Origin of the sequence: Nucisporomicrobium flavum, from assembly GCF_016464385.1 — a bacterium.
Lineage (GTDB): Bacteria > Actinomycetota > Actinomycetes > Mycobacteriales > Micromonosporaceae > Actinoplanes > Actinoplanes flavus_A.
The window spans coordinates 268115-295085 of record NZ_JADMLH010000009.1 but is presented as its reverse complement, the minus strand read 5'-3'; the positions used below and the strand labels follow the sequence as shown (position 1 = coordinate 295085).

Annotated in this window: 18 protein-coding genes; 10 read left to right on the top strand and 8 right to left on the bottom strand. The window is 72.1% G+C overall.

The window, feature by feature from the left end:
• Positions 1 to 9 precede the first annotated feature (9 nt).
• Complete coding sequence (locus IT780_RS23030) at positions 10 to 684, top strand: TetR/AcrR family transcriptional regulator (RefSeq protein WP_199513690.1); 675 nt, start codon at positions 10 to 12, stop codon at positions 682 to 684.
• On the opposite strand, the gene IT780_RS23025 is transcribed toward IT780_RS23030, so the two are convergent.
• Positions 668 to 3256, bottom strand: a complete 2589-nt coding sequence (locus IT780_RS23025; protein ID WP_307831321.1) for an NPCBM/NEW2 domain-containing protein — start codon at positions 3254 to 3256, stop codon at positions 668 to 670. The two genes, IT780_RS23030 and IT780_RS23025, sit on opposite strands and share 17 nt — an antisense overlap.
• A 77-nt stretch (positions 3257 to 3333) precedes the next feature.
• Positions 3334 to 5199 carry a Xaa-Pro dipeptidyl-peptidase gene (locus IT780_RS23020; protein ID WP_199513688.1) on the bottom strand — a complete coding sequence of 622 codons (1866 nt, stop codon included), beginning with the start codon at positions 5197 to 5199 and terminating at the stop codon, positions 3334 to 3336.
• 195 nt (positions 5200 to 5394) lie between these two features.
• Between IT780_RS23020 and IT780_RS23015 the strand changes: the two genes are divergently transcribed.
• Complete coding sequence (locus IT780_RS23015) at positions 5395 to 7071, top strand: sodium:solute symporter family protein (protein WP_199513687.1); 1677 nt, start codon at positions 5395 to 5397, stop codon at positions 7069 to 7071.
• 22 nt (positions 7072 to 7093) lie between these two features.
• Entirely contained in the window at positions 7094 to 7432 is a 339-nt protein-coding gene (locus tag IT780_RS23010; RefSeq protein WP_199513686.1) for a hypothetical protein, read from the top strand.
• Positions 7433 to 7450: 18 nt separating this feature from the next.
• Here the strand turns inward: IT780_RS23010 and IT780_RS23005 are convergent, their stop codons facing one another.
• Complete coding sequence (locus tag IT780_RS23005) at positions 7451 to 8116, bottom strand: AbfB domain-containing protein (RefSeq protein WP_199513685.1); 666 nt, start codon at positions 8114 to 8116, stop codon at positions 7451 to 7453.
• Positions 8117 to 8296: 180 nt separating this feature from the next.
• Here IT780_RS23005 and IT780_RS23000 point away from each other — a divergent pair, with 180 nt between their 5' ends.
• Positions 8297 to 8554: a hypothetical protein gene (locus IT780_RS23000; protein ID WP_233413308.1), complete on the top strand. Its 258-nt coding sequence runs from the start codon at positions 8297 to 8299 to the stop codon at positions 8552 to 8554.
• 27 nt (positions 8555 to 8581) lie between these two features.
• Here the strand turns inward: IT780_RS23000 and IT780_RS22995 are convergent, their stop codons facing one another.
• A complete protein-coding gene (locus IT780_RS22995; RefSeq protein ID WP_233413307.1) occupies positions 8582 to 9703 on the bottom strand; it encodes a PQQ-dependent sugar dehydrogenase in 1122 nt (373 codons plus the stop codon).
• A gap of 122 nt (positions 9704 to 9825) precedes the next feature.
• On the opposite strand from IT780_RS22995, the gene IT780_RS22990 reads away from it, so the two are divergent.
• The 5 genes from IT780_RS22990 to ggt all read left to right on the top strand — a co-directional run bounded on the left by IT780_RS22990 (position 9826) and on the right by ggt (position 20953).
• Positions 9826 to 12885, top strand: coding sequence for a M14 family metallopeptidase (locus tag IT780_RS22990; protein WP_199513684.1), 3060 nt, complete (start codon positions 9826 to 9828; stop codon positions 12883 to 12885).
• A gap of 86 nt (positions 12886 to 12971) precedes the next feature.
• A complete protein-coding gene (locus tag IT780_RS22985) occupies positions 12972 to 14483 on the top strand; it encodes an alpha/beta hydrolase (protein WP_199513683.1) in 1512 nt (503 codons plus the stop codon).
• A gap of 103 nt (positions 14484 to 14586) precedes the next feature.
• The gene (locus tag IT780_RS42785; RefSeq protein ID WP_267910119.1) at positions 14587 to 17139 is read left to right on the top strand and encodes an ABC transporter ATP-binding protein; all 2553 of its coding nucleotides are present in this window, start codon (positions 14587 to 14589) and stop codon (positions 17137 to 17139) included.
• Complete coding sequence (locus tag IT780_RS22975; RefSeq protein WP_199513682.1) at positions 17136 to 19073, top strand: ABC transporter ATP-binding protein; 1938 nt, start codon at positions 17136 to 17138, stop codon at positions 19071 to 19073. The genes IT780_RS42785 and IT780_RS22975 overlap by 4 nt, the downstream gene beginning before the upstream one ends.
• 86 nt (positions 19074 to 19159) lie before the next feature.
• Positions 19160 to 20953 carry a gamma-glutamyltransferase gene (ggt, locus tag IT780_RS22970; protein WP_199513681.1) on the top strand — a complete coding sequence of 598 codons (1794 nt, stop codon included), beginning with the start codon at positions 19160 to 19162 and terminating at the stop codon, positions 20951 to 20953.
• Positions 20954 to 21047: 94 nt separating this feature from the next.
• Here the strand turns inward: ggt and IT780_RS22965 are convergent, their stop codons facing one another.
• The gene (locus tag IT780_RS22965) at positions 21048 to 21266 is read right to left on the bottom strand and encodes a hypothetical protein (RefSeq protein WP_199513680.1); all 219 of its coding nucleotides are present in this window, start codon (positions 21264 to 21266) and stop codon (positions 21048 to 21050) included.
• Positions 21267 to 21812: 546 nt separating this feature from the next.
• Between IT780_RS22965 and IT780_RS22960 the strand changes: the two genes are divergently transcribed.
• Positions 21813 to 22511 carry an XRE family transcriptional regulator gene (locus IT780_RS22960; protein WP_199513679.1) on the top strand — a complete coding sequence of 233 codons (699 nt, stop codon included), beginning with the start codon at positions 21813 to 21815 and terminating at the stop codon, positions 22509 to 22511.
• 130 nt (positions 22512 to 22641) lie between these two features.
• Here the strand turns inward: IT780_RS22960 and IT780_RS22955 are convergent, their stop codons facing one another.
• From IT780_RS22955 to IT780_RS22945, 3 genes are read right to left on the bottom strand one after another with little or no spacing between them, the layout of a single operon-like run.
• On the bottom strand, positions 22642 to 23280 hold the full coding sequence (locus IT780_RS22955) for a hypothetical protein (RefSeq protein ID WP_199513678.1): 639 nt from the start codon (positions 23278 to 23280) through the stop codon (positions 22642 to 22644).
• Complete coding sequence (locus IT780_RS22950; protein WP_199513677.1) at positions 23277 to 24680, bottom strand: selenium-binding family protein; 1404 nt, start codon at positions 24678 to 24680, stop codon at positions 23277 to 23279. Before IT780_RS22950 ends, IT780_RS22955 begins: the two co-directional genes overlap by 4 nt.
• Before the next feature lie 59 nt (positions 24681 to 24739).
• A complete protein-coding gene (locus IT780_RS22945) occupies positions 24740 to 26956 on the bottom strand; it encodes an ATP-binding protein (protein ID WP_199513676.1) in 2217 nt (738 codons plus the stop codon).
• Positions 26957 to 26971 lie beyond the last annotated feature (15 nt).

Genomic DNA, 26971 nt, shown 5'->3' with positions numbered 1-26971 from the left:
GGAGGTCGGATGTCGGTCGAATTCCTGTGGGGTGGCCGGGCGCGGCCGACCCGCGGGCCGAAGCCGGCCCTGACGCTGGAGGGCATCGCCGACGCCGGCATCGCGGTGGCCGACGCCGAGGGGCTCGCCGCCGTGTCCATGCAGCGGGTGGCCGCCGACCGCGGCTACACGAAGATGTCGCTGTACCGGTACGTGCCCGGCAAGGCGGAGCTGATCGCAGTCATGGTGGAACGGGCCATCGGCGAGCCGCCCGCGCTCTCGGCGTCCGGCTGGCGCGCCGCCCTGGAGGAATGGTCGCGGCTGCTGCTCGGCCGCTACCTCGCGCACCCGTGGACGATCGAGGCCACGGTGGGGCGGCGGCCGCTGGGACCGTACGAGATGGGCTGGATGGAGGTCGCGCTGGCCGCCGTCGCGGAGCTCCCGCTCAGCGGCGCCGAACGGCTGGACACCATCGCGGTGCTCGCCGGGCACGCCCGGATGCTCGCGCAGCAGGCCGCCGCCCGGCTCGGCGAGGCGGAGATGAGCACGGCCATCGCCGCGGTGCTGCGGGAGCACGGTGAGCGCTTCCCGCAGCTGACCGCGGCGCTGGCCGGTGCCGCCACCGAGGGCGGGGACCAGGCCTTCGAGTACGGCCTGGCCCGCCTCCTGGACGGCGTCGAGGCGCTGGTCAGGAACCGCAGCTGAGAGCGGCGTCCGCCCAGTCGGCGTGGTCGAAGTTCTTGCCGTCCCCGCCGTCGGTGGCGCGCAGGGTCAGGACCCGGACGCCGGTGAGGTCCGCGGTGAGCGGCAGGGCCGGGTCGGCGCTGCGCCGCACCCCGCTCGCGGCCAGCAGGCGCCCGTCGTCGCCGAACACCTGGAAGTCGACCGAGCCCGACTGCGTCACCTCGTCGTCGATGCCGACGACCGCCGAGAAACGGGTGCAGGCGCCGCCGGTCCAGATCGTCACCTCGCCCGGCGCGTGCATCCCCAGTCCCTTCGGGTGAACGGTGCCCCGGATGGTGAGCGGCTTGCCGTCGCCGGCCCCGTCCTCGCCGTTGGACCGGTCACGCTCGACCGGGCCGTACCCGTTGCTCTCGGACAGGAACGGGAGGTCGCTGACCGCGGGGTTGCCGCTCGGGTTCTGCGGCGGCACCAGCGCGCGGACCGCTTCCTCGACGTGGACCGGGCGCTTGCCCGGCGCGTCGGGTGAGCCCGGGTCGCCGGTGAAGGTGAACTCCGCGGCGACCGGCAGGTCCGCCCGGCCGTCCGGCACGTCCGCGCCGGCGTGGAACGTCCAGGTGCCGCTCAGTGAGTCGCCGCCACGCATCCGCTCGTCCGTCACCACCGGGCCGCTGACCGTCCAGCCCTCCGGTGCGCGGGGCGCCAGCCGTACGCCGGTGATCGGACCGCCGGCCGGCAGCGTGAAGACGGCCTTGACCGTCACCGACTCTCCCGGGTGGACGTCCGCCGTGGACGGATCGAGGGTCAGGGTGGTGGCCGGCACGTGCCGGATCGGCTCGTCGCAGGTCGCCGAGCCGGTGTACGCGCACAGCACCGTCACGAACCCGCCGTTCGCCGGCTCCGGGACCGCCAGGGTGTCCCCGCGCCGGACGATCCGGCTCTCCCGGACCAGCCCGTGGTCGCCGTCGCGCAGCGTCTCGGCGAGATAGCGGCCGCTGCCCAGGAAGTCGAGCTGCGCCGAGACGGTGTGGGCGGGGACCGCCGAGATGCCGCCGACGAACCAGCGGTCGCCGTGGCGCCGGGCGACGACGGTCTCGCGGCCCGGTGCGCCGGCGAGCAGCCGCGTCTCGTCCCAGGTGGTCGGCAGCTGGCTCAGCGTCCGCAGTGCCTCGGGGTGTGCCTCGTACGTCTCGGGCTTGTCGGCGAGGTGGTTCCAGCCGGACTCGTACACCAGCGCCAGCGCGACCTCATGCGCGTCGGTGGTGTCCCGGTCGGTCACCGCCCAGGTCACCGGCGTGTAGTCCATCCCGCCGACGACGTTCCGGGTGTACGGGAACATGGTGTTCGTGGCCGCCCGGGTCCGGAACTGCTCCGCGCCGCGGATCGCCTCGAGCGTCATCACGTGCGGCCACGTGCGCTGGATCCCGCGCGGGATCGTCGCGCCGTGGAAGTTGACCATCAGGTGCTGGGCCGCCGTGGCCGCGAGGATGTCGTCGTACCAGCGGAAGCGGGCCTGACTGTCCGAGTCCATGAAGTCGACCTTGATGCCGGCGACGCCCCACGCGCGGAACTGTGGCAGCTTGGCGTCGCGTTCCTGCTCGGTGTCGAGGCTCGTCCAATGCAGCCAGAGGAGCACGTCGACGCCACGGGCGCGGGCGTAACGGGTCACCTCGGGCACCCAGTCGGCGCTCCAGCCTTCGTCGATGAGCACGTACGGCCATCCGTTGCGCGCCGCGAAATCGATGTACTGCTTCTGGCGTACGGGATCGGACGGGCTGCTGTGCTCCGACAGCCAGGACCAGGCGACCGTGCCGGGGCGCACCCAGGACGTGTCGGTGAGCTTCGAGGGCGGGGCCAGGTCGTCGGCGAGCATCGAGCCGGTGACCGTGGCGAGGTCGCCGACGACCGCGACCCGCCAGGGCGTCGCCAGCCGGTCGGCCGCGGCGATGCGCGGGTCGGCCAGCTTGATCCGGTACGCCCCCGAGCCGGCGTCATGGGTGAGCCGGGCGCCGTCGTACCGCCCGTCCACGTCGGACTCGGTGAGCAGCGCGTACGTGCCGGTGCCCACCTGGAACAGCGACGGGAAGCCGTAGTCGCCGGCGGCGGCCGACCCCGCGGTGGTTTCTGTGCGAATTCCCTCGTAGTTCGGCGAGTACGGCAGCAGCCACGCGGGCGCGTCGGCCGGCAGCGTCCACGACGACGCCTCTCCGGTGACCTCGCCGCCGGACGGCAGCACGTACCGGTACGCGGCTCCCTCGGCGGACACCCGGACGGCCACGTCGAGCCGCGCCCCGCCCGTGCCGGTGAACGAGAACGTCGACTCGGTGAGCGTCACGTCCCGTTTCAGCTGCTTGCCGGTGGTGCGGGTGTAGCGCTCGTGCACCGTACGGCTGCTCTGTGAGGTGAAGGCCAGCCCGCCGCTGAGGTCGGCGGCGGTGGTGGTGATGCCGATCGGGGCCGGGGCGAGCACCGCGGCGCCGCCACGGTCGACCCCGAAGCTCAGCCGGCCGGCGTCGTCGAGGCCGAGCCGGGCGGCGACGGTGCCACCCGGCCCGGTCACGGTCCAGTTCGTCGCGGCCTGTGCCGGTGAGGGCACGGCCAGAGGAGAGGCGGTTAGCACAAGACCGAACACAAAGGACAACGTCCGCATAGGTTCGGACTATAGATGAACACCTATCGGTTGGGCAGCTGACGCCGCGTCCGGGATTCCGCGGTCAGGCCGTTTCTCGTGGACGGCGCGGCGGAGGACGGCTTCAGCGCGGCACGTCCGGTGACCGGCAGGGTGAGCGAGCTCCGCGCGAGATCCACCTCGACGGTGGCACCGGTGTTCGGCGCCTCGGTGAACTCCGGATCGCTCTGGGTCAGGATCAGGCCCAGCGTGTGCCCGGCCGGCACGGTCAGGTCGTACGCGTTGAGCGGCACGGTGATCGAGTACCACCGGTCCGGCCGCAGCGGCGTGGTGAACCGCAGCGACACATGGTGGGCGGCGTCCTGCCAGCCGCGGGTCAGCACCGAGTGGTCCGTTGTCGCCACCCGCTCGGCGACGTCGAAGTAGCAGGCGTCGTCCGCGGCCGTCGACTCGCCCCAGCACGACTCGGTCTCCAGCGTCCGTACGCCCTCACCCCGGTCGTACTGCACACGCGTGGCCGTGCCGTAGTCCACGAGGCGGGCCGTGAGCTGGGTCGTCGGCCGGTCCACGCGGACGCGCAGCCGCACCGAGGGTGAGCCCGAGATGCGCAGCGGCGCGGTCAGTGGCCCGTACCGCAGCGCCAGTCGTCCCGGCACGTCGGCGGCCGGATCGGCGACCGCCTCGTCCTCGGTGAGCGAGACGTCGGTGTACGAGGCCGTCCCGGAGCCGAGCCGTACCGTCACCGGGCGGGTGCCGGGCAGCGGCCAGTCGCGGGCGTCGGTGAAGGTCCCCGGCGCCGTCTCGACCGTCGCGCGCGGCTCCCGGTCGATGCCGTTGCGCAGGCCCTGCAGCCAGCGGTCGAACCAGCGGTGCAGGGTGTCGACCCACGCGCCGCGCCGCACGTCGAACGGGTCGACGTGCCCGGTCTGGTGCAGCCAGATCTTGCGCGGCACGCCCGCGTCCGCGAGCTCGTCCCACCAGCGCGCGAATTGGGTGGTCGTGACGTTCAGGTCGTTGACGCCGTGCACCACGAACACGCTCGCGCGCACCTTCGACGCCGAGGGGCGGTAGTCGCGGGCTCGCCAGAACGCGTTGTAGTCACCGGTCTCGTCCGCGCTGTCCCGGGCCAGGGACTCGGTCACCGCGGCGCACTGTGCGATCCGGTCGCTCACCACGGACTGCAGGTAGTTCGGGTAGCCGGAGGCGCGCAGGGAGCCGTTGTAGCGCATGTAGTCGTACCAGCTGGAGATCGCGGAGATGGGCACGATCGTCTCCAGCCCCCGGACGCCCGTCGCGGCCACGCCGTTGGCGATCGACCCGTCCCAGGACTTGCCGATCATGCCGACCTTCCCGGTGGTCCACGCCGCCGCCGACACCGGTGAGCCGTCCGCGCCGAAGGCGGGAGCCCGGCCGTTCAGCCAGTCGACGACCGCCTTCGCGCCGGCCACCTCGTGCGGGCCGCCGACGTCCTCGCAGCCGGTGGAGCGGTTCGTGCCGGTGAGGTCGACCGCGGCGAAGGCGTACCCGCGGGGGACGAAGTAGTTGTCGTAGAACAGCGGCGCCTTGGTGATGACGCCGTTCTCGTCGTACTCCTTGAGCTCGCCCTCGTTGCCCCGGCCGCAGCACGAGTAGTAGGGCGAGGCATCCATGATCACCGGCACCTTGACGCCCGGTCCGGTGTGCGGCCGCACGAGGTCGACGGCCACGCGGTCGGGCACGCCGTCCTCGTCGGCGTCGTCCGGCGTCTGCACCCAGACGCTCTCGCGGACCGCGTCGGCGTAGTCGTAGACGGGCACGGTCTCGGAGCCGCGGACGTACGGCCGTCCGCCCGGCGAGGCCTGAGCCGGCGAGGGAGCCGCGACTATCGCGACAAGACAGGCAAGGAGAACGCGCGGTAAGGCAAAGGGCATGGAGGGACCTCATTCCGGTCAGGGGTGGCGGGCGGGGCGGTTGGACGGCCTTTCGCAGGCGAGCTAGACATCCATGCCATTCGATCGTGGGCGACGGCCGGGCGGAAGGCGTGCGTCCCATTTACCTGCCGGAAACAGAGAGGTGTGAAGGATCTTCAGCTCGGGTAAGCGCCGACCGACTGCACAGGAGGTGCCATGGGCGTGTTCGCGGCTGCCGGGCCCGGAGTCAGGCTCGACCTTGACGTATTCGACTACCTCATCCTCGTCATCTACTTCGCGACGGTCCTGGGCATCGGCTTCGCCGCCCGCAGAGCCATCAGCACCAGCGCCGACTTCTTCCTCTCCGGCCGGTCGATGCCCGCCTGGGTGACCGGGCTCGCGTTCGTCTCCGCCAACCTGGGGGCGCTGGAGATCATCGGCATGGCCGCGAACGGCGCCCAGTACGGCCTGATGACCCTGCACTACTACTGGATCGGCGCCGTACCGGCGATGGTCTTCCTCGGCATCGTGATGATGCCCTTCTACTACGGCTCCAAGGTGCGCAGCGTCCCGGAGTTCCTGCGGCTGCGCTTCAACCGCCCCACCCACCTGCTCAACGCGTCGATCTTCGCCATCGCCCAGGTGCTGATCGCCGGCGTCAACCTGTACGCGCTGGCCCTCATCCTCGACGCGCTGCTCGGCTGGCCGCTGTGGGCCTCCATCGTCGTCGGCGCCGCGATCGTGCTCACGTACATCACGATCGGCGGGCTCTCCTCGGCCATCTACAACGAGGTGCTGCAGTTCTTCGTGATCATCGCGGGTCTGCTGCCGATCACCATCGTCGGCCTCGTCAAGGTCGGCGGCATCAACGGCCTGTTCGACGCCGTCCGCGACAGCAAGCTCGGCGACGCGGCGCTGCACACCTGGCAGGGCACGGCCGGCTCGGACAACCCGCTGGGCGCCAACTGGATCGGCATCGTCTTCGGCCTCGGCTTCGTGCTCTCGTTCGGCTACTGGACCACGAACTTCGCCGAGGTGCAGCGGGCGCTGTCGGCCAAGGACATGAGCGCGGCCCGGCGTACGCCCATCATCGGCGCCTTCCCCAAGCTCATCATCCCGATCATCACGGTGATCCCCGGCCTGATCGCCATCGTCACCGTCAAGGGGCTCGGCGCGAAGACCGGCGACCTCACGTACAACAACTCGATCCCGCTGCTGATGCGCGACCTGCTGCCCAACGGCGTCCTCGGCGTCGCGGTGACCGGCCTGGTCGCCTCGTTCATGGCCGGCATGGCGGCGAACGTCAGCGGCTTCAACACCGTGTTCACCTACGACCTGTGGCAGTCGTACGTGCGCAAGGGCCGCTCCGACGACTACTACCTGCGGGTCGGCCGGATCGCGACCGTCGCCGGCATCATCATCAGCATCGGCACCGCGTTCATCGCGGCCGGCTACGACAACATCATGAACTACATCCAGGCGCTGTTCTCCCTGATCAACGCCCCGTTGTTCGCGACGTTCATCGTCGGCATGTTCTGGAAGCGGATGTCGGCCTGGGCCGGCTTCTGGTCGCTGCTGCTCGGCACGCTGTCGTCGCTCACCCTCTACCTGCTCTACCTGGCCGACGTCGTGAAGTTCAACTCCGACCTCGAGGAGAGCTTCTGGGGCGCGGGCCTCGCGTTCGGCACCGCCGTCGTGGTCGCGGTGATCGTCACGCTGGTCACCCGCCCCAAGCCGGAGGACGACCTGCGCGGCCTCGTCTACGGCCTCGCCGGCACCTCGACCTCGGGCGACGCGGTGCTGGCCGCCGACAAGGTCTGGTGGCGCAACCCGGTGCTGCTCGGCGGCATCGCCGTCGTGCTGGCCTTCTTGCTGTACATCCCGGTCTGGTGACCGGCGGACGGGAGGACTTGTCATGGCTGAGGAACTGAACCGTCCGCAGGACGAACTGCTCAGTGAGACCGAGGAGCTGGAGAAGCGGTCCGCGGCCGCCCGCCTCTTCGACGTGCGCCGGGTCATCGGCGGCCTGTTCGTCGTGTACGGCGTGATCGTCACCCTGCTGGGGCTGTTCAACTCGAGCAAGGACATGGAGAAGGCCCAGGGCGTCCGGATCAACCTCTGGATGGGCCTGTCGATGCTGGTCCTGGGTCTGCTCTTCCTGGCCTGGATGTGGTGGCGCCCGACCGTGGTGCCCTCGACCGAGGAGCTGCGCGAGGAGCTGCGCGAGGAACGCGACAACAACCGGGAGGGCTGACCGGCCGGGCGCCGGCGCTCAGGCGGCGGGCTGGACCTGGAACGAGCTGTCCGCCGTGAACGTCGCCGAGCCGTCGGGTTCGTCGATGTAGAGGTCGGTGCCGCGCCGGTGCACCACGTGGTCCGGGTAGTTCTTCGAGCTCAGCCGTACGGTCCCGGCCGGCAGCCCCGGCTGCGGGCAGAACGTGGCGTCGTTGCGGAAGAGGTCCGAGTCGTCCGTGGCGTCGAAGCGCAGCCGGTAGTCGAAGTGGCGCAGGTACCTGCCGTCCCCGGCCCGGAACGAGAAGCAGGCCGGGTCCGCCAGGCCGGGGCCGGCGATCAGGACCATCCGCTCGTCCGGCGCCAGCGCGGCGAAGCCGTTCGCCGAGGTCAGGTGCGTGTCCGGGTCGTCGAGCGGGGCCAGCAGCCAGGAGCCGGCGGCGAGGCGGGGCCGCGACGGGCCCGACGGCGCCGCGGACGAGGGTGCCGGCGCCGAGGGCCGGGTGAGCGGTTCCGGCTCGTCCCCGGTCGCGCGCCAGATGGTGTAGCCGAGGGCCAGGACGCCGACGATGCCCGCGCACACGAGGGCGGTGACCGCGGGATGCGTACGGGTGAGCAGGCCCGGCCGCGGCTCCCGCACGTCGACGCCGCCACGCCCGTAGACGGTGCCGGCGGGGCGCGGGGGTTCGGGTGCCTGGCCGGTCATCGGTGTCCTCTCTGCGCTGCGTTGCCGGGGCCGGTGGGAGAGTACCGGGCGGCGGCAGCCACTGAACGGCAACCCGGGCGGGCCGTTTGATGGAGAAAACGGTGCGGCTCGGGTGCGGCTCGGTTGCACCGCCACCCCGGACCTTTCAGTGGGTACACCCAGCTCCCGATACTCAGGGGCATGGAACCCGTCGCCTCAGTGAGCCTCGCCGGCGGAGCGGCACCACGCCCCGCCGGCTGGCAGATGCAGCTTCGCGTTGACTATGTGGTCAACAAGGTCATGCAGACGCATCGCGGCCAGTCCGAGGATGCGGTTGCGCAGGCCATCAACGATCAGCTCCGCAGCGTCGGCGTCGTGCCGAACGGCCGGCTGATCGCCCAGTACGCGGCGGCGATCAGCCAGTTGCCGCTGCTTCCCCCCAACAACCGGACCGCCTGATCCCCGCGGTTCCCCGCCGGCCCGCCGTCAGCGGGCGGGGAACCGCAGGATCCGGTCGTCGCCGTCGCGGGCATCACCGCGGCCGTCCGTGTTCGACGTCGTGAGCCACAGCGCGCCGTCCGGCGCCACGGCCACCGTCCGCAGCCGGCCGTAGCGCCCGGAGAACTCGGCCCGCGGCTCGCCCCCGCCCAGCGGTACGGTCCACAGCCGCTCCCCGCGCAGCGCCGCGACGTACATCGTGTCCCCGGCGATCGCCGCGCCCGAGGGGGACGCCTCGTCGGTGCTCCAGGTGACGAGCGGGTTCACGTACCGGTCGTCGTCGCTCGTACCCTCGACCTCCGGCCAGCCGTAGTTCTTCCCCGGCTCGATGCGGTTGATCTCGTCGAAGCGGTTCTGGCCGAACTCGGCGGCGTACATCGTCTTGTCGGCCGCCCAGGCCAGCCCCTGCACGTTGCGGTGTCCCAGGCTCCAGACCGGCGAGCCCGCGCGCGGGTTGCCGGGCGCCGGTTCACCCTCGGGCGTCAGCCGCAGGATCTTGCCGTTGCTGTCCTCCGGGTTCTGCGACGCGGAACGGTCCCCCGCGTCGCCCGTCCCCGCGTAGAGCATGCCGTCCGGGCCGAACGCGATCCGGCCGCCGTTGTGGATGCCCGCCTTGTCGATGCCGTCGAAGATCACTTCCGGCGTGGCGTCGCTGCCGAGCTTGAAGCGCACGATGCGGTTGTCGTCCGCCGCGGTGTGGTACGCGTACACCCAGCGGGTCCGGGCGTAGTCCTTCGCGACCGCCAGGCCCAGCAGGCCACCCTCGCCCTCCGCGGCGACGCCGGGCACCCTGTACACCTCGCGGGGCTCGCTGCCACCGGTGGAGACCTGCAGCACGCGCGCGCTGTCGCGCTCGGCCACCAGCGCGGTGCCGTCGGGGAGGAAGGCGAGGCCCCACGGCGCCGTCAGGCCGGTGGCGACGGTCTGCGGCGAGCGCAGGTCCGGGGCGCCGCCGGTGCCCGACGGGGCAGCCGGGACGGACGCGGGGGACGACGCCGGGGCCGGCCCGGCGGTGGCGGCCGGTGCGCCCCCGTCGTCGCCGGAACAGGCGGTGAGCAGGGCGGCGCTCGCCGTGGCGACGGCCATTGCCCAGCGCGAGGCGGAATTCATCCGTTCAGCCTGCCTGCACCGCCTGTGAGAAAACTGAACATTCGCCCGGGCGGGTCCTTGACACGGTAAGCGGGGCTCGGGAGGGTCCACACACGACCTTCCCACCCATGGAGGCCTCCACCATGACACCAGCCCGCTGGGCGACCGCCTGCGCGCTCTCCCTCGTGACCGCGGCCGCCGCGGTCCTTCCCGGGGTCGCGCCCGCCGCCGCGGCCCCCGCCGAGGACACCCTCGGCGTGTACGTCGGCACCCTCGACGCCCGGCAGCTCGAACGGCTGCGCGGCGCCGGCATCGACCACGATGAGAGCGCGGTGCGAGCAGCCGCGAACGGAAAGATAGCTGTCGAGACGATCCTCGGGCGGCAGCAGGCCGACCGGCTCGTCGCCGCCGGCGTGCCCCTGACCCTCAAGCGCAGCACCGCCCGGATGCGCGCCGAGGCCGCCGCCGCGCCCACGGTCTTCCGGCCGTACGAGGGCAAGGGCGGCCTGCGCGAGGAGCTGGCCGCCACGGCCGCCCGGAACCCGCGCCTGGCCAAGCTCGTGACCATCGGCCGCACGCTCAAGGGCGTACCCATCCAGGCCGTGAAGGTGACCCGCGACGCGCGGGTCGTCCCCGACGGCCGGCGCCCGGCGGTCCTCTACGCCGGTGCCCAGCACGCCCGGGAGTGGATCACGCCCGAGATGAACCGGCGGCTGCTGCACCACATGATCGACGGGTACGGCACGGACGCCACCATCACGCGGATCCTCAACACGACCGAGCTGTGGTTCGTGCCGGTCGCCAACCCGGACGGGTACGACTTCACGTTCACCGAGGGCCACCGCCTGTGGCGTAAGAACCTGCGCGACAACAACGGCGACGGGCAGATCACCGCGGGCGACGGCGTCGACATCAACCGCAACTTCGCCGAGAAGTGGGGTTACGACAACGAGGGATCGTCGCCCGACCCGGCCAGCGAGACCTTCCGTGGCTCCGGGCCGAACTCCGAGCCGGAGACGCAGGCCCTCGACGCGCTGTTCAAGCGGATCGGCTTCGAGTTCCTCGTCAACTACCACTCGGCCGCGGAGCTGCTGCTCTACGGCATCGGATGGCAGGTGAACACGCCCAGCCCGGACGACCAGATCGCCGTCGCCCTGGTCGGCGACGACGCCCACCCGGCCGTGCCCGGCTACGACCCGGACCTGTCCGCGGAGCTGTACACCACCAACGGGGACACCGACTTCCACGCCCAGGTGCGCACCGGGGCGATCGGTTTCACGCCGGAGATGAGCACCTGTGAGACGGTCTCCGCGCTGGACCCGGACGACCAGTGGGACCCGGCGGACTGCGAGAGCGGCTTCAACTTCCCGGACGACGAGAAGCTGATCCAGGACGAGTTCGTCAAGAACCTGCCGTTCGCGCTCTCCGTCGCGCAGTCCGCCAAGGACCCGGCCAACCCCGTGTCGTCGGTCGGCCGCAGCACGCCCGACCTGGCGGTGGACGCCTTCGGCACCTCGTACGGCCGGCGCCAGCAGGTCGCCGTGACCGCCAAGCGCAGCCTCGGCGCCGTCACCCTGCACTACTCGGTCAACGGTGGCCGTGCTCGCCTCGCCCGCACCTCGGAGTGGCGGGGCGGCGAACGCTACGGCGACGGCCTCGACAGGTACTTCGCCGAACGGCGTGGCGTGGTCGTGGCGCGCCCCGGCGACAAGGTCAAGGTGTGGTTCACCGCCCGCAAGGGCCGCGCCACGGTCACCTCGGCGAACTTCACCTACACGGTGGCGAAGAAGATCGGCGGTGACGTGCTGGTGATCGCCGCCGAGGACGTCACGGGCGTCTCGCCGGCGACCACCGACGGCGCGACCAGCGCCCGCTACGCCGACGAGCACGTGGCGTCGCTGCGCAAGGCCGGCTACTCGGCGGACGTCTACGACCTCGACACCAACGGCCGGCAGGCACCGCACCCGCTCGGCGTGCTGTCGCACTACAAGGCCGTGGTCTGGGAGACCGGCGACGACATCATCCCGCGCGCCTCCGGCCAGCCGGCCGGCACGGTGGCCCGCTCGGCGCTCGAGACCGAGCTCGCCGTGCGCGACTACCTCAACGAGGGCGGCAAGCTGCTGCTCGGCGGCAAGTACGCCGGCTTCGCCCAGGGCGCGAACGGCGCGTACCGCTACCTGCCCGACGGCCCGGGGGAATGCACCGACCCGCAGAACCCCGCCTGCCTGCAGTTGTTCAACGACTTCGAGCAGTACTGGCTGGGCGCGTACTCGTACGTGGACGAGGGCGGCACCGGCGCGGACGGCAAGCCGTACCCGCTGGTCGGGACGGCCGGGAAGTTCGAGGGCTACACCGGCACGGTCGCCGAGAGCCACACCGCGGCGTTCCTGGCCACCTCGAGCTTCCTTCCGCCGAAGCAGTTCCCGCAGTTCGCGGACGCGGTGGCCCCGCTCGACTGGAAGCTGCCCGGCGCGGCGCCGTACGACCCGTACGACGGTGCCTGGTACCTGTGGAGCGGTCAGGCCGACAGCGCGTACAAGCGGCTCACCAAGACGATCGACCTGTCCGCTGCGCAGACCGCCCGGCTGAAGTTCCACACCTCGTTCGACATCGAGCCGAACTGGGACTTCATGTTCGTCGAGGCGCACCCGGTCGGCACGGACGAGTGGACGACGCTCCCCGACGCCAACGGGCTGACCACCACGAACACCGGCGACAGCTGCCAGTCGGAGATCGCCGGCCTGCACCCGTTCCTGGCGCACTACCAGAGCCCGGACTGCACGCCGACCGGCACCACGGGCACCTGGAACGCGGCGACCGGCGCCAGCGGCGGCTGGAAGGAGTTCGACGCCGACCTGTCCGCGTACGCGGGCAAGCAGGTCGAGGTCTCGATCACGTACATGTCGGACTGGAGCACCCAGGGCCTGGGTGTCTTCCTCGACGACGTCCGCGTGGAGACCGGCGGCACCGTCGCCCAGTCGACCTCGTTCGAGAGCGATCTCGGCGGCTGGACGGTCGCCGGCCCGCCGCCCGGCTCCGGGACCAACAGCAACACCTGGACCCGCAGCCAGCTGGCGTTCGACTCCGGCGCGGCGACCACCACCAAGGACAGCGTCTACCTGGGCTTCGGCCTGGAGGCGCTGCCGCAAGCCGACCGGGACGCGCTGGTCAAGCGCGCCATGAAGCACCTCTTTGGGAGGTAATCCGCCGTAATCACCCACCGCGCCGCGCGCCCCGTCCCAGGATGAGGCGCGCGGCGCGCTGCCGTGCAGGGCGGAGAGACGACGCAGTGCGAGCAGCATCCCGGCCGGTCCTGGCCGCGTTCCTGGCCGTCGCGACGGCCGTGACCTCGGCGGCGGCCCCCGCACACGCCGCCCGGGACCCCTTCTCGGCGTGGAAACCGTGCCCCGAGGACCGCACCGCGCAGTGCGCGACCATGACAGCGCCGGCCGACTGGACCGACCCGTACGGCCCGACGGTGCGCATCGCGCTGGCCCGCCGCCTCGCCACCGACCCGGCGCACCGCCTCGGCACGCTGGTGGTCAACCCCGGCGGCCCGGGCGGCTCGGGCGTCGACTTCGCCCTGGACAGCCCGTGGTTCTTCAGCCCGCAGCTGCGCCGCCGCTTCGACATCGTCGGCTTCGACCCCCGCGGGGTCGCCCGCAGCAGCCCGGTGCGGTGCTCGGCGTCGCTGCTCGCTGCCGGGCCGTCCGTCCCCATCTCCACACCCCGGGGGTACGGCGCAACCGTCGCCTACAACCGCAAGCTCGCGGCTGACTGTGCACGGCGCAGCGGCCCCGTCTTTGGCCACGCCGACACGCTGAGCGTGGCCCGGGACATGGACGCGATCCGCGCCGCGCTGGGCGAGCGGACGATCAGCTTCTACGGCGTCTCGTACGGCACCCTGCTGGGCACCCAGTACGCGGAGCTCTACCCGGACCGCGTCCGAGCCCTGGCGCTGGACAGCGTGATGGACCACAGCGGCGACACGGGCGCCTTCCTGACCGCGGAGACGGCCGCCGCCCAGGATGCCTTCGACCAGTTCGCTGCCTGGTGCGCCCGCAGCACCGAGTGCGCGTTGCACGGCCGTGACGTCCGTACGCTCTGGGCCCGCCTGCTGGACCGGGCCCGCCGCGGCCTGCTGCCCGACCCGTTCGACCCGTCCCGCCGGCTCACCGAGTACGACCTGCTCGGCGTGGCCTTCGGCTCCTTCTACGACCCGCAGTGGCACTCGCTCGCGATCTACCTGCTGGAGGCGTCGTCGGGCGCCCGCTCGCGCCGCGGGCCCACCGAGGTCGAGCACAGCTTCCCGGCGGTCTTCTGCGACGACTGGACGCTGCCGCTCGGCGGCTGGCCGGACCTGCGCGACCGCCTCGCCGCCCTGGCCGCCCGCAACCCGCAGATGCCGGTGTCACCGCTCGCGCTGGCGTCGGTCACGGGCTGCCTCGGCTGGCCGCTGAGGACCGACAACCCGCAGCGGGTACCGGCACCGCTGCGCACCGGCCCGGTCCTGCTGATCAACTCCCGTCACGACCCGGCCACCCCGTACGCCTGGGCCCGCACGGTCGCCGCCCAGCTCGGCCCGCGGGCGTCGCTGGTCACGTACGAGGGCTGGGGCCACACAGTGTACGGCCGCAGCGACTGCGTGACCGCGGCGGTCGACCGGTACCTGCTGACCGTCCGGCCGCCGGCGGCGGGGCTGACCTGCCCGGGCGTGGAACCGGAGGAGGGCGGGGTGGGCAAGCGCCCGCGCGTTTCCGTGCGCGGCCCCGCGCTGGCATGGTCCATCCCGCTTCCGTGACCCGCGTCCCATCCGTGGAGCGGGCGGCGCCGGTGGGTGCGGGGTATCGTTAGCCAGGCTAACTACCCGGTCATCCCGATCCCGGCAGCGAGGAGGGCGCCTCTTGAGCCGCCGCGCGCCCAAGGCGTCCATCGACCCCGACACCCGCAAGACCTGGCTCCGGCGGGCCCTGCCGCTCGTCAAGGCCCACCGCGCCCTGCTGATCACCTCGCTCGTGCTCTCCTTCGCCGGCCTCGTCGTCCAGGTGCAGATCCCCAACCTGGTCCGTATCGGCATCGACCGGGCCGTCGTCGAGCGCACCGCCCAGCTGTCCACGTACGTGTGGTGGATCGTCGCCTTCGCCCTCCTCCAAGGCGTCATCAACTATCTGGCCCGGCTCTACCTGCTGCGCACCGCCTACGAGCTCGAGTACGACCTGCGCAACATCGTGTACGCCCACCTCGCCCGGATGCCCTTCGGCTTCTTCGACCGGGTGCAGTCCGGCGAGCTGATGTCCCGCTCCGGCTCCGACATCCGGGCCGTGCAGATGTACCTGTCGTTCGGCCCGTCGATCCTCGTGCAGTGCCTGATCGCGGTCGTCGCGTTCGGGCTGATGCTCTCCATCAACGTGCCGCTGGCGATCGTGGCGATGGCCACCATGCCGGTCATCGGCTTCCTCGGCGTCGGCATGCGCAAGGCGATCTTCCCGGTGTCGTGGCTGATCCAGGCCCGGCTGGCCCGGCTCGCCACGGTGGTCGACGAGAACATCCAGGGCGTCCGCATCGTGAAGGCGTTCGCGGCGGAGGGGCGTCAGCTGCGCACCCTCGCCGAGTCCGCCGACGAGGTGCGCTGGGCGTACCTGCAGGACGCCCGCATCCGCAGCCGCTGGAACCCGGTCCTCGACAACCTGCCCCGCCTCGGGCTGGCGCTCGTCCTGCTGGTCGGCGGCCTCATGGTGATCCGCGGCGAGACGACGGTCGGCACGATCGTGGCGTTCAACTCGTACGTGCTCATGCTCCAGCCACCGTTCCGCATGCTCGGCATGATGATCATGCTGGGCCAGCGCGCGTCGGCGTCGGCCCGGCGCATCTACGAGATCCTCGACACCCCCAGCGAGATCGTCGAAGCCACCGACCCGGTCGACGTGCGGCTGCGGGGAGACGTGCGCTTCCGGGACGTACGGTTCGCGTACCCGAACGGCACGCTCGCCCTCGACGGCCTGAACCTGCACGTGACCCCGGGCGAAACGGTCGCGGTCGTGGGCGCCACGGGCAGCGGCAAGTCCACCCTGGGCCGTCTCCTCGCCCGCTTCTACGACGTGACCTCGGGCCAGGTCACGATCGACGGCCACGACGTCCGTACGCTGCGCCTCGCCGGCCTGCGCGACCAGGTCGGCATCGTGCCGGACGAGCCGTTCCTGTTCTCACTGTCCCTGCACGACAACATCGCCTACGGCCGCCCCGAAGCCACCCGCGCCGAGGTGGAGGACGTGGCCCGCGCGGCCGGCGCCGACGACTTCATCCGCCGCCTCCCGGACGGCTACGACACCGTCGTCGGCGAACGCGGCTACACCCTCTCGGGCGGCCAGCGCCAACGCGTCGCCATCGCCCGTGCCCTGCTGGTCAACCCCCCGATCCTGGTCCTCGACGACGCAACGAGCGCCATCGACGTCACGGTCGAACAACGCATCCACGGCTCCCTCCGAGACCGCATGAAGGGCCGCACCACGCTGATCGTCGCCCACCGCCTGTCCACGATCGGCCTCGCCGACCGGGTGATCCTCATGGAGGCGGGCCGCGTGACAGCGGACGGCACCCACGAGTCGCTGCTGGCCACGGAACCCCGCTACAGCCGGGTCCTCGCCACCCTCACCCCCGACGCGCCGGGCGAGACCGACGCGCCGGGCGACACCGACGCGCCGGGCGACAGCGACGCGCCGGGCGACAGCGACGCGCCGGGCGACACCGAGGCGCCGGGCGACGCCGACGCCGCCGTGGTCGGTCCGGCCGGTGCTGGCGGTCCGACGACCCGGGGCGTTGCCGGCGGTGCGGCGGCCGCCAAGGGCCGGGCGGCCGCGGGCGGCCCGGGGGCTGCCCACGGCCCGGCCACGCGGGCGGCCTCAGCGGACCAGGCGGCCCCGGATGGCCCGGGGACTGCCCACGGCGCGGCCACCCCGGCGGCCCTGGGCGGCCGGGCGGTTGCCAACGGCCTCGCGGCCCCGGCGGACCAGGTGGACCAGGTGGACCAGGCGGCCCCGGATGGTCCGGCGGTTGCCAACGGCCCGGCGGCCCCGGCGGCCTCAGCGGATCAGGCGGCCGCGGTCGGCCCGGGGGCTGCCCACGGCCTGGCGACCCCGGCGGCCCCGGCGACCCCGGCGGCCCCGGCGGCCGCGGCGGCTCCGGACGGTCCGGCGGTTGCCAACGGCCCGGCCACCCCGGCGGCCCCAGCGGACCAGGCGGCCGCGGTCGGCCCGGGGGCTGCCAACGGCCTCGCGGCCCCCGCGGCCCCGACGGCCCCGTCGGCCCCGTCGGCCCCGTCGGCCCCGACGGCCCAGGCAGCCCTCGAGGGCCCGGCGACTGGCAACGGGCCAGCCACCCCGGCTGCCCCGGCCACCAAGGAGGCCCAGGCGGATCCTGGCGGTCTGGCGGACGCGGACGATGCGGAGGTTGCGGCGTGAGTCTGTTCGGGGGTGGCTTCGGGGGGCTGAATGCCGGCGGGCGGCCCTCGGTCGGTGCGGCCGGGCGTAAGGGCAACGGCCTGCCGTTCGCCGGCATCCCGGCCGACCTGGCCGAGGGCGTTGCGAAGCTCGAGGCGCGGGAGCCCGACCACGGCGACCCTCGCGTGTCCTTCGATCCCGTGGCCGACGACGGCGGGCGGGTCACGCTCGGGCGGCTGGTGGCCGGGCGGACCGGGCTGCTGGTCGCCGCCGTGCTGGCCGTGCTCGTGGAGACGCTGCTGCTGCAGGCCGGCCCGTACCTCGTGCAGGTGGGCATCGACCAGGGGATGGTCGGCCGGGACGTGCGGGTGCTGGTCGGGGCCACGGTCGCCTTCGTGGCTGCCGTGCTGCTCACCGGGGTGGCCACCGCCGTACGCATGCGCCAGAGCGGCCTGCTCGCCGCCTCCGCCACCCGCGACCTGCGGATCCGGATCTTCGCCCACCTCCAGCGGATGTCGCTGGACTACTACACCAGGGAGAAGGCCGGGGTCACCATGACCCGGATGACCTCCGACGTGGAGGCGCTGCAGAGCCTGCTGGCGGACGGCTTCGCCCAGTTCGGCATCCAGGCGCTGACGATGGTGCTGGTCACCGGCGTGCTCTTCCACTACAACGTGGAGCTGGCGCTCATCACGCTGCTGCTCATCGTGCCGCCGCTGACCGTGGCGTCGCTGTGGTTCCGCCGGGCGGCCGACCGGGGCTACAACCGGCAGCGGGACACGATCGCCGCCATGTTCGCCGACCTGTCGGAGAGCCTCAACGGCGCGCGGGTGATCACCGCCCACAACCGGCAGGACCGCAACATCGTCGCGCACCGGGACGTCGTGGGGGCCTATCGCGACGCCAACGATTTCACCGGGCGGATCAACGCCGTCTACGGCCCCGGGACGTCCGCGATCGGCCTGCTCGGCATGGCGGCGCTGCTGCTCATCGGCGGTCGCATGGTGCTGCGCGGTTCGTTGAGCATCGGCGAGCTCACCGCTTTCGTGCTCTATCTCAACTCGTTCTTCCAGCCCGTGCAGCAGCTGGTCCAGCTCTACACGCAGTACCAGCAGGGCCGGGCCGCGGTAGGGAAGATCAACGGGCTGCTCGGCACGGCGCCGTCCGTACGCCCGAAGCCCGGCGCGGTCGAGCTCCCGCCGGTCCGCGGCGAGATCGTCCTCGACGACGTGACCTTCGGCTACCTGCCCGACCGGCCCGTGCTCGAGCACGTGCGCCTCACGGTCCGGCCCGGGGAGACCATCGCCTGTGTCGGGCCGACCGGCGCCGGCAAGTCGACGCTGGCCAAGCTGGTCACGCGGCTCTACGACCCGACCGGCGGCCGGATCCTCATCGACGGGCACGACCTGCGCGACGTGACGCTCGCATCGCTGCGCCGGCAGATCGGCGTGGTGCCGCAGGAACCCTTCCTCTTCGCCGGGACGCTGCGCGACAACATCGCCTTCGCCCGACCGGACGCCTCCGACGCCGACGTGTGGGCGGCCGTGGACGAGGTGGGCCTGCGCGACCTGGTGGAGCGCTCGCCGGAGGGCCTGCAGACCCCGCTGCACGAGCGCGGTCAGTCGGTGTCGTCGGGGGAGCGGCAGCTGCTCGCGCTGGCCCGCGCCTTCCTGGCCGAGCCGCGCGTGGTGGTGCTGGACGAGGCGACCTCCAGCCTCGACCTGCGCAGCGAGCTGCGGGTGGAGGCGGCACTGGACCGGCTGCTGCAGGGGCGCACGGCGATCCTCGTCGCGCACCGGCTCTCCACCGCGATGCGCGCCGACCGGATCATCGTGGTCGACGACCACGGCATCGTGGAGTCGGGAAGCCACGACGAGCTGGTCGCCGCCGGCGGCCGCTACGCACGGATGTACGCGACCTGGGCGGCGCACGGCGCAACCGACCACGCAGCGTGAGGACCGTGTCCCGGGTTGTGCCGGGCGGCCGCTGCCGGTAGGCAAAGAGGGTCTGTCCACACTCTCTCTATCGCGCCGGAGGCACGATGCGGTTCTCTCTCGCGCTCGCCACCACGGTCACCCTCGCTATGACAGCCGTCACCCTGGCCCCGGCCAGCGCGAACGCTCACGCGACACCCAACGGTCCCACCGCGGTGGGCTTCGGCGGCGCCGTCTCGACCGTCGATGCCACCGCCACCGCCGTCGGCCTGGACGTGCTCCGCCGCGGGGGCAACGCCGTCGACGCCGCGGTCGCCGCGGCCGCCACCCTCGGCGTCACCGAGCCCTTCTCCGCGGGCATCGGCGGCGGCGGCTTCTTCGTCTACTACGACGCCAAGCGGCACACGGTCAGCACGATCGACGGGCGGGAGTCCGGACCGGCCACGATGACCGAGACGACGTTCATCGACCCCGCCGACGGCCTGCCGTACGACTTCCAGGAGGCCCGCGTCAGCGGCCTCTCGGCCGGCACGCCCGGCACCCTGGCGACCTGGGAGGCGGCGTCCCGCAAGTGGGGCACCCGGCCGCTCGGCGCCCTGCTGCTGCCGGCCGCGAAGGTGGCGGACCGCGGCTTCCCCGTGGACGCCACGTTCCGTCAGCAGGTCGCGGACAACGCCGCGCAGTTCGCTCAGTTCGGATCCACATCGGAGATCTATCTGCCCGGTGGCGCCCCGCCGGCGGTCGGCTCGACCCTGCGCAACCCCGACCTCGCGGACACCTACCGGCTGATCGCCCGCCGCGGCACCGGCGTGTTCTACCGCGGACCCATCGGCGCCGACATCGTCCGTACAGTGCAGCACCCGCCCGTCGACCCGACGCCCAGCGTGCCGTGGGCGTACCCGATCCGTCCCGGTGATCTGCGCATGTCGGACCTGGCGCACTACCAGGTCCGCTACCCCGCGCCGACCAGATCCGGCTACCGAGGGCTGACCGTGTACGGCATGTCCACGCCGTCCAGCGGTGGCACGGCGGTGAGCGAGGCGCTGAACATCCTCGAGAAGACCGACCTGTCCAAGGTCACGATGACCCAGGCGCTGCACCGGTACCTGGAGTCGAGCGCGCTGTCCTTCGCCGACCGCAACCGTTATGTCGGCGCGTACACGCCGCAGCCCGTGCTCGACAAGCTGATCAGCGACGGCTGGGCGAGCCAGCGCGCCTGCCAGATCAACCCGGACCGCGCGCTCACGAAGCCGGTCCCGCCGGGCGACATCAACGCCACCGGCTGCACGCCCGCGCCGGTCGGCGGCCCGGTGGAGCAGGGTCAGAGCACGACCAACCTGACCGTGGCCGACCGGTGGGGCAACGTCGTCGAGTACACGCTGACGATCGAGCAGACCGGCGGCAACGCCATGGTCGTTCCCGGCCGCGGCTTCCTGCTCAACAACGAACTGACGGACTTCAACTTCACGGGTACGCAGGGAAGCGCGCCGGACCCCAACCTTCCCGGCCCCAACAAGCGCCCCCGCAGCTCCATGTCGCCGACCATCGTCCTCAAGGACGGCAAGCCGTTCCTGGCCGCCGGTTCACCCGGCGGCGCGACCATCATCACGACGGTGCTGCAGATCCTGGTGAACCGCATCGACCTCGGCATGACTCTGCCGGAAGCGATGGCGGCACCCCGGGCCTCGCAGCGCAACAGCCCCGGCATCCAGGCCGAACCGGCATTCCACCAGCAGTACGGCCCTGGCCTGGAAGCGCTGGGCCACACCTTCGGCCCGGACGTGGCGGAGCTGGGCGCGGCCACCGCGATCGAATTCACCCGCCACGGCGGCCTGATCGCCACCGCAGAGCCGGTCCGCCGCGGCGGCGGCTCAGCCGGCGTCCTCTGGCCGCGCCGGTAAGAATGTGAGTGGAGCCGGGCGGCCGCGCCGCCCGGCTCTCATCGGCGTGGACCCGCCTGCGTCAGACGATGCGCAGAGCGTGCCGAGTCATCCGTCACACCGACAACGACTTCCGTGCCCACACCCACTGCTGGCCGTTGCACGTCGAGCAGAAGGTCGCGCCGTGCTGAGCACGGACGCTCACGGCGAGGGCCGTCGCCGCCGCAGACGGCTTGATGTGCTCAGTGGAGCAGGCTGGGCACTCGACCGCGTTGTAACCCTGCGGCGGGGTCTGCGGGTCGTCGCCCGGACCAGGGGTCAACACGTCATCCATGGCGTCATCCTCTCACTTGCGCCCTGATCCGCCGCATGACCTGCACGGCGTCTGCACATGCTGAGTGCGGGTGACGCCGCCCCTGCCGCCGCAAGTCCCACAGTTCACGACTGTCTTGCCCATGCGCCGCTGTCCGCTGCCACCGCATCGTGAGCAGCCGTCGACACGCTGGACCTGCTCCATCTTGCTGCCTCTGCCACCGCATGCCCGGCAGATGTTTCCTCCGGAGGCACCGCAAGCTGGAACGACAATTCGTGCACCGCCCGCGGTGGGGCGATCAGGCAGAACACGTGGGCCGGCGGCAAGCGACCAGCTTTGTTGAAGCCGCATGTGACCTCCAATGGGAGCGCTCTGGCTGAGGTTGTCAGCCGCGAATAGGGATGCACCCCCTTGCCGCCCCCGTGCTCATCGAAGCGAATGGGGAGGTGCAGTGGCCTGGAGTACCGAGGGATGGAGCATCGTGACCCGTATTCGTCGATGCGAAGCAATGAGTAGATGCATAGACAGACGATGCCGCCCTCCTGACGCCCGCCGCGACGACGGAGCATGCGGCTGAGCCAGGACGACTTCGCCCGCGAGCTGCGGGCCGCCGGCGCCCGCATCGGCAAGCCCAACTCGGCTTCCAAGCGTTACGTGCAACGCCTCGAGGCGGGGGAGATCACCACCCCGCGACCCGGATACGCCCGCGCTTTGGAGATGGTCACCGGGGTGCCGATCGAATCCCTCGGGTTCCCCGCTGGAACGGACTCTTTCGTTGTCGACGACGGCCGTGGCGGCCACGACCTCGAGGTCCGCACACCGCCGCCCAGTGCGGGAGCCATCCGGTCACCACAGAGCAACTACAGCGGAGTGTGGTTGAGCAGGTACGAGTTCTTCTCCAGTGGACGCGAGCAGATGTTCGTCAGTCAGCACTACGTCGTCCTGCTGCAGCACAACGACCGCCTGACCGTGCGTAGCCTGGCGGGGTCCGCCGACTCGTCCATGGGTATGGACCTCACCGTCGACGGATCAATCATCACCGGCACGTGGGTCGAGGACACCGCGCGTACTGGCTACTACAAGGGCGCCCGCTACCACGGGGCGATCCAGCTGCTTGCTGAGCCGAGTGGGCGGCGGCTCGTCGGGAAGTGGGTCGGCTTCGGTTCCGACTCCGATGTCAACACGGGCCCTTGGGCACTGACGTTCCAAGACGGCAGCACCAGCAAGGCGACGCTGGCGGCATATGACCGGCGGCCCAACGACTGACCGCGGATACGAAGCGGCCCCGCGGCCTATGCCTTCAGCCGCCACGCCGGGTCACAGGTGGTCGCAGGTTGAGGTCGGTGCGGGGAGTCCATCGACCCGAACGGGCGGGCCGTGAGCGGCCCGCCCGTCTTCATGCCGTCAGCGCGATCGTCAGCGCACCCGCCGCCACCAGCACTCCGGCCCACAACTTGTCCACGTTGAACCATGCCCGGCGCAACACTTTCAGCCCCACGAACTCGTACACCAGCACCGCGCAGCCGCCCATCACCGCGAACATCGCCACCGTGTGCACGCCCGCGGCCAGCAGGCCCTGCAGCGCACCGCCCGGCGCCGCCGCCACTGTGTGTGCCGTGTGCGGGCCGGTGGGCATGGGGGTCGTCGCCAGGACCGGGAGGAGCATCAGACCGGCGCCGTGTGCGGAGGACATGAGGAAGGACCAGCCGGCGAGCTGGGCTTGGGACAGGCGCATGCCCGCCCACCGGAAGTGGCGTTCGGACAGCAGCCGCCACAGGCCGAAGCCGACCAGGAGCACCCCGCCCGTGATGGACACGACGTTGCCGACCACCGCCGACTGCGTCGCCGAGACCACCGCCGCCACGATCGCCACCGAGGCGAGGTGACCGGCGGCGATGGGGGGCAGGGAGCGTAGGAGGACCGTACGGCTGCCTTCCTGCATGCCGCGGGCCACCGCGAAGAGCCAGCCCATCGCGGGGTTGAGGCCGTGGAACGCGCCGAGGGCGGCGAGGGCGGCGAGCTGACCAGCCGTCACGGGAAGCAGTACGAGTCGGACGAGGCGTCGCCGCCCTGCAGCCGGGTCTGGTGCACCCGCAGCCCGCGGAAGTCGTCGCCGTGCGGGAAGAAGCGCTCGTCCAGCGTCATGCCACCGTTCTCGGTGTCCACGTCGATCTTCGCCATCCAGGCGCCGACGCCGTGCGGGTAGAACTGGTCGTCCCAGGAGCCGTACAGCGAGTTGGTGACGTAGACGCGCTTGCCGTCGCGGCTGATTTCCACCATCTGCGGGCCGCCGGCGAGGCGCTCGTCCGGGGCGGACGGGTGCGGCACGCGACCGGTCACGCCGCCGAGCCGGATCGAGCCGGTCTCCCGCGGGTGGAACGGGTCGGCGACGTCGAACTGCTTGAGCTCACCTGTGCCCCAGCACGAGACGTAGAGGAAACGGTCGTCGACGGAGAGGTCGATGTCGGTGACCAGCGGCGGCACGGCCCCGAACGGCTGCAGCGCCGGCGGCAGGTCGGCGGCCTCCGCGGGCTCGGCGGGGATGTCGATGACCTTCGTGACCGTGAACTCCCCGTTGTCGCGATGCCACACCCACACGGACGCGGACAGGTCCTCGACGCTGGTCACAACGCCGACGAAGCCGTACTCCTTGCGCGGGTCGTGGGCCGGGCGCAGTTCGAGGGGCATCTGGTACTGGTCGCCGAGGTCGACGGTCTGCACGAGGGTGCGCTTGGCGAGGTCCCAGAAGTGGATGCTGTGACCGTACTTGCGGCCGACCAGCAGTTCCGGGTTGATGCCGTCCTCGATCATCGACGGCGTGCCCCACTCCGACGACACCAGCACGTCGCGGGTCAGGTGCCACCAGAAGTCGTACGCGAAGTACTGGTCGCCGCGGTCGTTCTCCCAGGCGCCGCGTACCTCGAACGTGGTGTGGTCGAGAACCGCGATGCCGCCCGGGCCCTCGGTGGAGCCGCCGCCCAGCGCGGACACGTAGATGCCGTCCGGTCCGCAGTGGATCGTGTGCGGCCGCGAGTAGCCCGCCTTCGTGGCCAGGTCCTCCGCCGGGATCTCCTTGACCAGCCTCGGGTTGCGCGGATCGTCCTTGGTGTCGAGCACGTAGATCCGCGAGGACCGCAGGCCAGGCACGATCAGGTAGCGGCGTTCCACGTGCGGGTGCGGCGCGGACGGGCACAGCGCGCTCGAGCACGCGTTCCAGCCGAAGTGGTGCAGCTCGTCGCCGGTGTGCGGGAGGTCGGTCCAGCCCACGACCGTCCCGTACGCGCCGGAAGCGGGATCGGTGTCCACGACGGCGATGGCGTCGGGCTTCTCGGCGGCGCGGTCGAAGGCCGCGACGTAGGCGAGCTGCTCGGCGGGAGCCTGCACGGCGTCACGCGGCGAGGCGTAGAACGTGGGGTCTGGGGTCCACCGGGTCATGGAGGTCATCCTCGTCCCGCGAACCACCCCTGACCAGGGGGAAAATTGTCAACAGGTTGTCAACGGGTCTCGAGCGGGAGCCGCACCAGCACCGTCGTGCCCGGACCGTCGTGCTCGGTCAGCGCGATGCTGCCGTGGTGGCGGTGCACCACGGCCCGGCTCAGCGTGAGGCCCAGCCCCGTACCCGGAATGGCCCGGTCGCGGGCCCGGCTCGTCCGGTAGAGCCCGGTGAACATCTTCTCCCGCTCGTCGGCGGACACGCCGATGCCGGTGTCCGAGACGGCCAGCTCGGCGGCGCCGCCGGCGGCCCGCAGCCGTACGGTGATCCGGCCGCCGTCCGGGCTGTACTTGATCGCGTTGCCGACCAGGTTGTCCACGACCTGCCGCAGCCGGCGCCGGTCGCCCGGCACGACGAGCCGGTCGGGAAGCTCCTCCGCGATCTGCAGCGGCTCGCCCTCGACCGCCTTGCGTGCGCTCGCCAGCGCCTCGCGGACGACCTCTGCCAGGTCGAGCGGCGTCAGCTGGACGGCCGCGTGCCCGGTGTCCAGTGCGGAGAGTTCCAGCAGCTCGTTGATGATGTGCCGCAGCGCCGTGGTGTTGCGGTCGATCACCTCCAGCATCGCCGGACCGTCCCGGGTCAGCGTCTCGGAGTCCGCCTCGCGCAGCAGCTCGGTGTACGCGCCGATCGACGTCAGCGGCGTCCGCAGTTCGTGCCCGATGAGCGCCAGATAGTCGTTCTTGCTGCGGGTGAGCTGGCGCTGCAGGTCCTCGACCACCCGGCTCTCCACGAACTGGCCGATGTGCGCCGCGATGCCGGACATGAGCGTGACCAGCTCGTCGTCCGGGTTCTCCACGGTGTCGGCGAAGACCGTGAGCACGCCGAGCGGTTCCAGCCCGTGCCGCACGGGGAGCGCCAGGGCCGCGTGCAGCCGCGAACCCTCGGCGGTCGCGGCGGAGATCAGGCTCTGCGGCAGGCCGACGTCCCGGATCCACAGCGGCTTGCCGGCCTGCCAGACCCGTCCGGCCAGGCCCGTCCCGTACGGCAGCTCCGCCGGCACCTCGATGCGCCCGTCCCACCCGGGCGCGTTCCAGTGCGCGACCGACCGGACGACCTGGGCCGCCTCGTCGACCAGCCACAGCTCGGCGTGCGTCCAGCCCAGCGTCCTGACCACGGCTTCGAGCACGCGCGGGCCGGCGGCCGCCATGTCGGCCGCCCCGGACAGCGCCGTGATCACGCTGAGCTCGCAGGTGCGGAACCGCTCGGCCCGCTTGCGCCGGGTGACGTCCTGGACGGCCTGGACCGCGCCGAGCGTACGCCCGTCCGGCCCGGTGATCGGTGTCGCGTCGACCATGTAGTACCGGGTCCGCCGGCCGTGCCCCGACAGCACCAGCTCGTGGTCGCGCAGACGCTCGCCCCGCAGCGCGCGCAACAGCGAGATGCTTTCCGGCGTGATCGGCTTGCCGTCCGCGTCGCTGAGCCCGGCGATGGTGCCGTCCGGGCCGGGCTCGGCGGAGATCCCGGCGCCGTCCCACAGCTGCTGCATCCGGGCGTTGACCAGCACGACCCGCCCGTCGGCATCGCAGGCCGTGACCCCGTCGTGCAGGTTGTCCAGGACGGCGTCGAGGAACCGGCGCTGCTTGTCCACCTCGTGCCGGGCGAGCTGCTCGGTGATCAGCAGCGTGCCGACCTGCGCGGCCTCGGCGACGGCGGCGTCCTCGTCGGCGGTCCACTCCCGCGGCTGCACGTCGAACGCGCAGCACACCCCGAGCACGGTGCCGTGCTCGTCGCGGATCGGATGGCCCAGGTAGCCCCCGATGAGCCGGTTGGCCCGGACCGGGGAGGCGGCGGGCACCCGTTCGTCGGTGGCGACGTCGCTGATGACCAGCGGCTTTCCGGTCGTCACGACGATGCCGCCCAGCGTGTCGGCGATCGGGATGTCGCGGAAGTCCTCCCGTTGCAGCTCCAGCCGGAAGCCGCCGTACAGCCGGAGCCGGTCGCCGTCGACGAAGTGCACCAGGCCGCTGTGCGCGCGGACCGACCGGGCGAGCAGGGCGGCGAGGTGGTCGGCGGCGCCCAGGGCCAGGACGCCGTGGCCCGGACCGGGGATCGTTGCCGACGCGGTGGCCGGGGTCGGCGTACCACCGGGGGCGGACGTGCGGCTCGCCTCGTCCCGGCCGGCGTTCGGCTCGGACGGCGGGTCGTGTTCCGTGCCGCCCGGATCCCCGACGCGGTCCGGCCCATCCTGGCGCTCGAGGCCAAGATCACTTCGTGGCATGCGCGGACCTCCGCC